The 10506-nt window shown below is 64.9% G+C and carries 12 protein-coding genes; 6 read left to right on the top strand and 6 right to left on the bottom strand.

Features of this window, described 5'->3' with window-relative positions:
- The 4 genes from NF876_RS24155 to NF876_RS24140 all read left to right on the top strand — a co-directional run.
- On the top strand, window positions 1-470 hold a 470-nt coding region (locus tag NF876_RS24155), incomplete at its 5' end, for an aquaporin (protein ID WP_262271001.1).
- 338 nt (window positions 471-808) lie between these two features.
- A complete protein-coding gene (locus tag NF876_RS24150) occupies window positions 809-1063 on the top strand; it encodes a hypothetical protein (RefSeq protein ID WP_373696712.1) in 255 nt (84 codons plus the stop codon).
- 82 nt (window positions 1064-1145) lie between these two features.
- Entirely contained in the window at window positions 1146-1457 is a 312-nt protein-coding gene (locus tag NF876_RS24145) for a hypothetical protein (RefSeq protein WP_262271000.1), read from the top strand.
- Window positions 1458-1925: 468 nt separating this feature from the next.
- The gene (locus NF876_RS24140; protein ID WP_262270999.1) at window positions 1926-3110 is read left to right on the top strand and encodes a metallophosphoesterase; all 1185 of its coding nucleotides are present in this window, start codon (window positions 1926-1928) and stop codon (window positions 3108-3110) included.
- Between the two features lie 426 nt (window positions 3111-3536).
- On the opposite strand, the gene NF876_RS24135 is transcribed toward NF876_RS24140, so the two are convergent.
- The 6 genes from NF876_RS24135 to NF876_RS24110 form a co-directional block, all read right to left on the bottom strand.
- Window positions 3537-5126 (bottom strand): ABC transporter substrate-binding protein, encoded by a 1590-nt coding sequence (locus NF876_RS24135; RefSeq protein ID WP_262270998.1) that lies wholly within the window; start codon window positions 5124-5126, stop codon window positions 3537-3539.
- A 303-nt stretch (window positions 5127-5429) separates the two neighbouring features.
- Window positions 5430-6419 carry a dicarboxylate transporter/tellurite-resistance protein TehA gene (gene tehA / locus NF876_RS24130; protein WP_262270997.1) on the bottom strand — a complete coding sequence of 330 codons (990 nt, stop codon included), beginning with the start codon at window positions 6417-6419 and terminating at the stop codon, window positions 5430-5432.
- Window positions 6420-6425: 6 nt separating this feature from the next.
- Window positions 6426-6548, bottom strand: coding sequence for a DUF2474 domain-containing protein (locus NF876_RS24125; RefSeq protein ID WP_262270996.1), 123 nt, complete (start codon window positions 6546-6548; stop codon window positions 6426-6428).
- Window positions 6548-7555, bottom strand: coding sequence for a cytochrome d ubiquinol oxidase subunit II (gene cydB / locus NF876_RS24120; protein ID WP_262270995.1), 1008 nt, complete (start codon window positions 7553-7555; stop codon window positions 6548-6550). The genes NF876_RS24125 and cydB overlap by 1 nt, the downstream gene beginning before the upstream one ends.
- Window positions 7556-7558: 3 nt before the next feature.
- Window positions 7559-8983, bottom strand: a complete 1425-nt coding sequence (locus NF876_RS24115) for a cytochrome ubiquinol oxidase subunit I (RefSeq protein ID WP_262270994.1) — start codon at window positions 8981-8983, stop codon at window positions 7559-7561.
- A gap of 1 nt (window position 8984) precedes the next feature.
- Entirely contained in the window at window positions 8985-9569 is a 585-nt protein-coding gene (locus tag NF876_RS24110) for a GbsR/MarR family transcriptional regulator (protein WP_262270993.1), read from the bottom strand.
- A 178-nt stretch (window positions 9570-9747) separates the two neighbouring features.
- Between NF876_RS24110 and NF876_RS24105 the strand changes: the two genes are divergently transcribed.
- Complete coding sequence (locus NF876_RS24105) at window positions 9748-10050, top strand: ArsR/SmtB family transcription factor (RefSeq protein ID WP_262270992.1); 303 nt, start codon at window positions 9748-9750, stop codon at window positions 10048-10050.
- A gap of 30 nt (window positions 10051-10080) precedes the next feature.
- The gene (locus tag NF876_RS24100) at window positions 10081-10506 is read left to right on the top strand and encodes a YeeE/YedE family protein (RefSeq protein ID WP_262270991.1); all 426 of its coding nucleotides are present in this window, start codon (window positions 10081-10083) and stop codon (window positions 10504-10506) included.

Raw genomic sequence — 10506 nt, 5'->3', positions numbered from 1 at the left:
AGGTGATCGGCGCCGTGGTCGCGGCGGCGGCGCTCTACGCCATCGCCACCGGCTCCCCGACGTTCGACCTCGCCAAGGGCTTCGCAGCCAACGGCTATGGGGCCCATTCGCCCGGCCAGTACAGCATAATCTCGGGCTTCATCGCCGAGGTGGTGCTGACCATGATGTTCCTGTTCATCATCATGGGGGCGACCCACGGCAAGGCGCCGGTGGGCTTCGCCCCCATCGCCATCGGGCTCGGCCTCACCCTGATCCATCTCGTGGGCATCCCGATCACCAACACGTCCGTGAACCCCGCCCGCAGCACCGGCCCGGCCCTGTTCGCCGGCGGCTGGGCCCTGGCGCAGCTCTGGATGTTCTGGGTCGCGCCCCTGATCGGCGGGGCCATCGGCGGGATCCTCTACCGCTGGCTCAGCGAGGAGCCATCCGCCCAGGTCACCGGCGTCACGCCCGCCGCACCGGCCGAGTAGTGGGGACGGTCCGCAACGGATCCCGATTAAGGGTGGCGTGGCCGGAATGTGGTGACAAGAGGTCACCGTATTTGGAGCGAGGGATCAGGCGCATTGGGCATTCGGATCAGCCTTCCAGCGCCGAAGGGCACAGGTGGATGTGACAGAGCGGCTCTCGGGCGATCAGGATCGGGGCGCTGGAGCATTGCGGGCAGGATGGCCCGGTCCGGACCGTGGAGCGCCTTCAAAGAGGGCTGGCGCCGTAGTGCCTGGGCCAACCGTCAGCACACCGGAAGCCGTCGGGGACACGATCCGCGGCCGCAGAGAGATTGAACGGGGACTGATGGAGGGAGGCAGAAATGAAGCTTTTGATAGCAGTATCGGCGCTCATGACAGGGTTCATCATGGCAAGCGCCGACGAGGCCCATGCGGTGGTTTACTGCCAGTACGTCAATTATCCTGTCGGTTGCGTCGTACGACCTGGCGTCGTGTTGCGGCCGCGGCCGGTCGCACGGGCAGTGGCAACCCCGGGTGTCGGGGCCCCAGGTGTCGGCGTGCGGCCCGGAACGCCGATGAACCGTGGCGGCCCGGTCAATCGCGTCGGCAGGCGCTGAGATTCTCTTCCGCATTGTGTTTAGCAGGATCAAGCCTTGGCACGGGTCTGCACCTCACTCCTGCGCGGATCGGACTGGCCCTATGTCGATCGCGCACGAGTTCGCGACGGTGCGCGGTTGCTCTGTGGAGATGGTGCGAGGGGACAAATCGATGGACCAGAACACACCCAGCCTTGGCACCGAGCTTGAGCCATCGAGCATGTTTGACACCACGCTTCGGATCGGGCTGGTGGCTGTGCTGGTTTACGCCTGTGCCCGGATCGTGCTGCCGCTCGCATTCATTCTGCCATGGTCGGCGATCCTGGCCGTGATGCTGTACCCTCTGCATCTCTGCGCGGAATCGCCACCCGTTCGCGCGGATCGACCCGGATGGAGAGCGCCTCGACGCCGATGAGGAAATCCTTCACTGGGGTCTGTTTTCTCCCAGGTGGCCAATAGGGAGCTAGACGCTCCCTTCAGCTCGCGCTTGGTCCTGCCCGGCTCCGGCAAATTGCGTCAGCCCGCACCGTGAGCGCGCCAGGGTGGGCTCTCTTCAGGGGAGGGCGTCGTCGATGATCAGCAGGGTACCCTTACTGCCTCGGTCCAGAGCTCGATCCGTTCCGGATGATCCACATGCAGCCGGCAGGGCAGCTCGGCCACTGTCTCGATGCGCTCAGGAGCGATGACGCAGAAATCCTGAGGCAGAGGTGGCTCGGAACGGGTCTCGACATCGTGAGGTGACAGCGCCGCACCGAGGACCCAATCCTGCAGCGGACCTTTAGGGACCGCGCGACAGGCTCTGTACCGGCCCCGTCGACCGCTCTAGGTCATCGGACTTTCAACCGACCGTTCTGGTCACGATCTCCTCGATCCAGGGGCATTTATGTTCCATCTGACTTTCGCACTGCCCGCCCTCTATGTCTTGGCGCGGTTCGTGGGGCCGCTTCCCTGGGCTCCCAGCGGCAAGATCGCCCTTGCCATCGCCGTGCTCGTGGCATCGCAATACCATCTCTGGAGCCGCCTTTCGTCCGGTTCGGTCTTCTCGCCCGAGTTCCCGCGCGTCCTGGTGCTTCTGTTCAACTGGGCATTTGGCGCGATCGTTCTCCTGGCGGGGATGCAGATCGCCCTCGATGTGACAGCGTTGATCGCGCGGCTGGTCCGGGGCGGCGGAGCCATACCGGACAGCGTGCGCTACACGGCCGCGACGGCGGCCATGCTTCTCTCGGCCGTCGGCGTCTATCAGGCGACGCGTGTTCCCCCGCTCAAGGATCTCGAGATCGCCATCCCGGGCCTGCCGCCTCAGTTCGACGGCTACAGGCTTCTGCAACTGACCGATCTGCACATCAGTCGCCTGTTTCCCAGGGAGTGGACCCAAGCGGTGGTCAAGCAGTCCAATGCGCTCGGGGTTGACCTGATTGTCGTCACTGGCGATTTGATCGACGGCTCCTTCGGCGCGCGGCGTGCCGACGTGGAACCGCTGCGCGACCTGCGTGCGAAGGACGGGGTCTGGGTGATCCCCGGCAACCACGAGTACTTCTTCGGCTACGAGGAGTGGATGCTCCAATACACCAGCTTGGGAATGCAGGCGCTCGCCAACGATCATGTCGTCCTTCACCGTGATGGCGGATCGCTCGTCCTTGCCGGGGTCACCGACCTGTCGGCGCCTCGATCCTTCCATCAGGCACCGGACCTGTCGGCCGCGCTTGCGGGCGCGCCGTCCGACGTGCCGATCATCCTGCTTGACCACCAGCCGAGGAACGCCGCGCAGGCGAGCGCACGCGGTGTGGCACTGCAACTGTCCGGGCATACTCACGGTGGCATGATCCCAGGATTGGACCGGCTGGTCGCGCGCGCCAACAACGGCTTCGTCTCGGGCCGATACCAGGTCGGCGGCATGACGCTCTACGTCAACAACGGCACGGCGTTGTGGCCCGGCTTCGCGCTCCGGCTCGGGCGCTCGTCCGAACTGACCCGCATCACCCTGCGACGCGCGCCACCGCAGGATGGTCCGCCCGCCCATGCTCCCATGAGTTCGGAGCGGTCGCTTGCTCCGGCCACGGCTGGCTGACCTTACGATGACAAAGCCGTCCAGCGGAATGGCAGCTTTACCTTCCGGGCGGCGCTGAACTTCTGCTTTGGACAGGAACATCGGACGTTCCCGGAGGGCAGGGGGTCGTCACTGCCTAACCCATACCAGACTTTTGTCGCGGAGATGGACAGCGCTCCGATCTCAGGTCTGCGCCAGAGCGCTCGCGGCCAATTCAGCAATCCTTCAAGCTGATCGGTATGGCTCCGGTTCAGAGCCCGTTCGACAAACCAGACGAGCGCCGGGACGAGGGAATTCACAAAGGTCCCGACAAAACGTTCGCCGTACGACGGAAAGGACCGTCCCAGACCCAGGATTGGCCAAGGACGGCTGCATGTTCATGAAGGCACTCGCATGTGCCAGCCCGCCGCGCTGACATGGGGCGGCAGCACCACTATCCGCGGCTCCCTAGTCCTTCTTCGCCCAGTAGAACAGGAGCTGGTTGTCGGCTCGCTGGACGAGCTTGACCTTCTTCGACACGCCCCACGCGAGCGCCTGCTGGTGCAGCGGGATATGGCCGTAGTCTTTGGTGGCTATTTCAAATGCCTTTTTGATCAGTTGGTTGCGCGTCCCCGGGTCTGTTTCGACCAGGATCTGGTCGGTCAGAGCATCAAGGTCCTTGTTGCAGTACCCGCCGTAATTGGTTTCGCCCCGGCTCGATCCGGGAACGTCGCGGCAGCCCATGACATCATAGAGAACATTGTGGCTGTCGAAGGTGCCGGGGGTCCATCCGAGCAGCGAGAATGATGTGGTGTAGCCTCCCGACTTGCCGGCTTTCCCGAAATAGAGGGCCTTCGGCTGCGCCGTCAGGTTCACTTTCACGCCGGCCCGCGCCAGCATGCTGACAACGGCCTGACAGATCGCCTCGTCGTTCACATAGCGGTCGTTTGGGCAGTCCATTCCGACTTCGAAGCCGTTCGGGTAGCCAGCGTCGGCGAGAAGCTTCTTGGCTCCGTCGAGATCATACTTCGGGCGCTCAAAATCCTTTGCGTAGACGAAGAGCTCCGGCGCGATCATCAGGGCGGAGGGAGTCGATAGTCCCCGCATGACGCGGTCACGGATGAGATTGATGTCGATTGCCTTGAAGAAAGCCTCCCGAACGCGCACGTCCTTGAACGGGTTTTTGCCCTTCACGTTCGAGAACAGAAGCTCGTCACGGGCCGAGTCCATGTTGAGAAAGATCGTCCGGAGCTCGGGCCCTGTGAGCACCTGGGCATTGGGAGAGGAATTGACGCGCGCGATATCCTGCACCGGGACCGGTTCGATCACGTCAACCTCGCCCGACAGGAGCGCGGCGACCCGGGTGGCGTCACTTGCGATCGGCGTAAAGACGATCTCATCAAGGTTGTGCTCAGGCTTGTCCCACCAGGCCGGGTTGGGCTTGAAGACCGTCTTCACGCCAGCCTGATGGCTCTCGATCCTGAACGGACCCGTGCCGTTGGCGTTCAGCGCCGCGAAACTCGGCGTCGTGGCGGCTGCCGGCGTCGGAGCGGTGGCGTTGTTGGCCTCCGCCCATTCCTTGTCCATGATGTACCAGGTGTCCCACTGGGAGTTCAGGATCGGGTTCGGGGACTTGAGCTTCACGTCGACGGTATAGTCGTCGACCTTCACGAACTCGGCATTGGTCGGCACGCGCGTCGTGAAGTTCGAGCCCTGCGCGCGCACTCGGGCGGCCGAGAAGATCACATCGTCCGCATTGAAATCGTTGCCGTTGTGGAACTTGACCCCCTTGCGCAGGAAGAAGCGCCAGGTCAGTCCGTCATCGCTGATCTCCCAGCGCTCGGCGAGGCTCGGTTGAACAGCGAGGTCTTTCCCGCGCCGCGTCAGACCCTCGTAGACATGCCCGAGATGGGCGTTGGTGGTGGTCTCGTTGAGCGTATAGGGGTCTAGGGATTTCAGATCGCCTTGGTTGGCGTAGCGTAGAGAAGCGGCCAGGGCGGGCGTAGATAGGGCTGCAAGGATGATCGAGGCGGGGACAAGGACACGGTTTTGAATCATGAGGCTGTTCTCCACTGGCGGCTCCGCCTGAGGCGATGGCGGCGCTCTCGTTGGGTCCGGGCCGGAGCCGGAAGCGTCAGCGTGGCAGGAATTTCGCGGAGCGTCCAGCAGGAGAGGGGGGGCCCGGAGCCCGGCGGCGGCAGGATCGTCCACGAGAGCTGTTTCCACTGGTGTGGAATCACCTCTAAGCTCGAAAGCAGCAATCCTCATCGAGCCGGACGTTCCGAAAACACACGGAATCTCGGTTCCTGACCCACACCGGACTTTCCTCATTCAGCGTCCGACACTTCGGGTTCGTCGAGTTCAATGCCGGGGCAGAAGCTTTCCCGTGACGGTGAGTCGTACGGTCCTCAGCGCGATCGAGCCGATGACCAGGTTGGCGCCGATGAAGAGCGGAATGGCCAGGAAGGCGATCGGCCCCGCCTGGCCCCGCTCGACGAAGCGCAGGGCCGCGAGCGGCAGGGCGGAGACGCCGAAGGTATAGGCCCAAGCCGCGGGTGAGAATGGCTGCTGGCGAAGCCACGGCACGAGGCGCAGCATGACCAGCGCCTGGAGCAGCGCGTACCCGAACAGCATCTGGACAAAGCGGTCCGGCGGCCCCTCGGTCACGGCAAGGTATGCCACGGATCCGACCGCCGGAGTTGCGAGGTGGAGCCCCATCGTTGCCCGTAGGCCCACAGGCAGGGCATGGGTCATCAGGCGGTGCAGCACGATCGATTCGAGCACGACCATGGACAGGAACCCCGCCCCGAAGAAGAGCAGGCCGGCTTCGGGATAGCCGAAAGCGCCGCAGGCGATGGCGCTGACGAAGCATCCACCGACCGTGGGCATGTACAGGGTCGGCGTGGTCGCGTCCGTGTGGCGTCCGCCCTGCCACAGCGCGCCAACCACCCAGGCGCTGAACGCGACCTGGCTCGCGATGCCGAGCGCGAACATGGTCGACGCCACGGCTGGCAGGTACGGGGCGACCGCGATGCTGGCGATGAGGGTCGCCACGGGCACCAGTGCGATGAAGAAGGCCTGGATCGGATGCCGGAACTCGGCGAGCGCCTCCTCCCGGGAGGTTGCCCACTTCAGGACGTAGAGCGCCATCCAGACGAGCCAGACCACGGCCGCCGCGAGGGACAGCGCCTCGCCGACGATCGCGGGAGCGCCCCAGACCCTGGCGGCGGCGCGCCAGCCGTTGCCGAGCCCGCCGAGGCCGAGGACCATGCCGAAGAAGGTCGCCGGGACGACTGGCGGGGACCGGAGGCGCGCCGATCGCGTCCGCTTGGGTCGTGATGGGTCCTGCATAGGGCGTCAGGCCAGCCAGAACCTGATGGCGAGGCTGACGGCTCCCGTCACGCCCACGCCCGCGGCCCAGAGCCCGACGAACCACAGCCAGCGGCTCACGGCGGAACCTTGTTCGAGATCGTTGATCATCAGTGATACCCCTCGTGTCCGGTCTTGCCGCGGAACACCCAATACGAATAGCCCGTATAGGCCAGAATGATCGGAATCAGCACGCTGGCGCCGACCAGCATGAACTTCAGGCTCGCCTCGGGCGCCGCCGCCTGATGGATGGTGACGGCGTTCGGCACGACATGCGGGAACATGCTGATGCCCAGCCCAAGCAGGCAAAGGGCGAATAACCCTAGGGTCAAGAGGAACGGCCAGTACTCCCAGCGCCGCACCAGACTCACCAGCAGCACCCCTGAGCAGAGGCCGACCAGGAGCGGCACCTGGGCGGTGACCAGGACCTGCGGCCAAGCGAACCAGCGTTCGTAGTAGGCCCCGCTCAGGAACGGCGTTGCCGCGCTGACGAGCCCGATGCACGCGATCAGCCCGATGGCGAGCTTGCCGGCGAGGCGGTAGCTGTGGATCTGGACCATGCCCTCGGTCTTCATGATGAGCCAGGTCGCGCCGAGCAGGGCATAGCCGATGACGAGGCTGACGCCGACCAGCAGGCTGAACGGCGTGAGCCAGTCCCACCAGCCGCCGGCATAGGAGCGTCCCTCAACCGCGATTCCTTGGAGCAGGGCACCGAGCGTGATGCCCTGCGCCAGCGTCGCCACGACCGAGCCCGTGGTGAAGGCGAAGTCCCAGTAGCGGCGGTGACCGGGATCGCGCCATCGGAACTCGAAGGCGACGCCGCGGAAGATCAGCGCCAGCACCATGGCAATGATCGGGGCATAAAGGGCCGGCAGGATGATGGCGTAGGCCAGCGGGAAGGCCGCCATCAGGCCGCCGCCGCCGAGCACGAGCCAGGTCTCGTTGCCGTCCCAGACCGGCGCGACCGAATTCATGGCGCTGTCCCGCTCCGGCCCGGGGGCGAAGAACGGGAAGAGAATGCCGATGCCGAGATCGAATCCGTCCATCACCACATAGGCGAAGACCGCGAATGCGATGACGAAGGCCCAGAGGGTGGGGAGATCGAGGACGGGAAGCATGGCTCAGGCCTCCGCGCCGAGGGTGCGGGCGGGGTTGACTGCCGGAGCCGGGGTGATGCCGGCGGTGCGGATGGGATGGTTCGGGCCGGCCTCGGGTCCGGTCTCGCCCGGATGCGGCGGCTTGCCCATGAGCTTGAGGATGTAGCCGGTGCCCGCCCCGAACACGATGAAGTAGACGATGATGAAGGTCAGCAGCGAGGCGGCCACCGCAGGGGCCTCCAGCGGCGAAGCCGACGCCGCCGTCTTGAGCAGGCCGTAGACGGTGAAGGGCTGCCGACCCACTTCCGTCGTCACCCAGCCGGCGATCACGGCGACGAAGCCCGCGGGACCCATGGCCAACGCCAGCCCGTGCAGCGGGCGCCACTCGTAGAGCTTGCCGCGCCACCGGGCCAGGAGGCTGAGCGCTCCCAGGCCCAGCATCGCGAAGCCGAGACCCACCATGATGCGGAACGACCAGAACACCACGGGCACATAGGGCCAGTTGGCACGGTCGACCGTGTCGAGGCCATTCAGAGGCGCGTTCAGGTCGTGCTTGAGGATCAGCGACGAGGCCTTCGGGATCTGGATGGCGTTGCGGACCGTGCCGGCCTCCTGGTCGGGAATGCCGAACAGGATCAGGGGAGCGCCGTCCGGGTGGCTCTCGAAGTGACCTTCCATCGCCATGACCTTGGCGGGCTGATGCTCGAGGGTGTTGAGGCCATGCATGTCGCCCACGAGGATCTGAAGCGGAGCGACCAACGCCACCATGCCCATCGCCATCGAGAACATCACCCGGGCGCCCTTGTTGGTGCGCTCGCGCAAGAGATGCCAGGCGCCGACGCCGCCGACCACGAGGGCCGTCGTGAGGTAGGCGGCGAGCACCGTGTGAACGAGGCGGTAGGGAAAGGATGGGTTGAAGACGATCGCCCACCAATCCTGCGGCACGAACTGGCCGGCCTCGTTGATGCCGTAGCCGACGGGCGTCTGCATCCAGGAATTGGCGGAGAGAATCCAGAACGCGGAGATAAACGTGCCGATGGCGACCGCAAGTGTCGCAGCGAAGTGCAGCTTTCGGCCAACGCGACCCATGCCGAACAGCATGATGCCGAGGAAGCCCGCCTCCAGGAAGAAGGCGGTCATGACCTCATAGGCCATGAGCGGACCGATGACAGGCCCGGCCTTGTCGGAGAACACTGACCAGTTGGTGCCGAACTGATAGGACATGACGATGCCCGACACCACGCCCATGGCAAAGGCGAGGGCGAAGATCTTGAGCCAGTACTTGAACAGATTGAGGTAGACCTCGCGCCCGGTCCACAGCCACAGCCCCTCCAGCACGGCGAGGTAGCTCGCCAGCCCGATGGAGAAGGAGGGAAAAATGAAGTGGAAGGAAACGGTGAAGGCGAACTGGAAGCGCGCCAGCAGCAGCGCGTCGAACGGGTCGAACATTCTACTTGTCCTTGGGGGCGTCGCGGCCGCTCTTCCTCGAACCCGGCACGACGAAGAGACGGTCCTTCATCTCCAGGATCTTCTGCACCTTCGAGCCGAGCGTCAGGAGCTGCACGAGGCGTTCGGTATCGAGCCGCTGCACGTCGGCGTACCAGCCGGTGAGAAGCTCGAAGAGGTCGTGCATCTCGCGCATGCGCTCCTGGGCATGGCGCTCCTCAACGCTGGCGGGCTCCTGCATGAGCACCTCGCGCAGGAGGGTCATGGTCGGGTCGATCTCGCGCTTCTTGCGCTCTTCGACCAGTGTGCGGACGATCTGCCAAATGTCGTCGGGTGTGGCGAAATAATCGCGCCGGTCGCCGGGCTTGTGCTGCAACCGCACGAGATTCCAGGCCTGAAGTTCCTTCAACCCCATGCTGACGTTGGAGCGGGAGACGCCAAGCCGCTCGACGATGTCCTCGGCGTTCAGCGGCTCCTTGGAGAGATACAGCAGGGCATAGATCTGGCCGACGGTGCGGTTGATGCCCCAGCGGGAGCCCATCTCGCCGAAGTGGAGCACGAAGGTCTGGACGAGGGGAGGGAGGTTCACGGGATGTCCTGAAATTTCAGAATTTTCTGAAATATGTGATTACCGTTCATCCAAGTCAAGTCCCGCGCCGATGCCGCGATTCCTGGGCCGAGGCCGGAACTAGGCGCCGCCCTTGACGTTACTTTATATCTATCTAAATTAGTAATAACTAATATGAATGGTGATGCGGAGCGATCGAATGGATCTCGAAGCCCTCGAACGGCAGGCCACCGAGGTGGCGGACATCCTGCGCACGCTCGCCAACGAGCGGCGCCTGATGATCCTGTGCAAGCTGGTGGAATGGCGTGAGGGAAACGTCACCACCCTGGCCGAGGCGGTGGGCCTGTCGCAGTCCGCCCTGTCGCAACACCTCGCAAAGATGCGGGACGAAGGGATCGTCACGACCCGGCGCGAGAGCCAGACGATCTGGTACCGCGTCGCCGATCCGCGCATCGAGCGGCTCTTCGCAACCCTCTACGAACTGTATTGCAAGCAGGCCTAGACCGACAGGTCCGCCTGATCGGAGGTTGTCATGGAAACCTTCACCCCCATTGCCGCCCTTGTCGGCGGTTCCCTGATCGGTGCGTCCGCGGCCCTGTTCCTGGTGCTCAACGGACGCATCGCCGGCATCAGCGGCATCCTCGGCGGCCTGCTGCACCCGGACCGGCGCGAGATCGGCTGGCGCATGGCCTTCCTGGTCGGATTGCTGATCGCGCCACTGGCCTATCGCGCCTTGGGCGGCACCCTGCCGACCGTTGCCATCGACGGGCCCTTCGGCCTTGTCGTCGTTGCCGGCTTGCTCGTCGGCTTCGGCTCACGCCTCGGGGCGGGCTGCACGAGCGGCCACGGCGTCTGCGGCGTCGGACGCGGCTCGCTGCGCTCCATCGCGGCCACCCTCGTCTTCATGGCGACCGCCGTCCTCACCGTCCTCCTGACCCGTCACGTCCTGGGACCGTAA

The sequence above is a fragment of the Microvirga yunnanensis genome, assembly GCF_025460875.1.
This window is presented reverse-complemented; position numbering and strand designations above follow the sequence as displayed.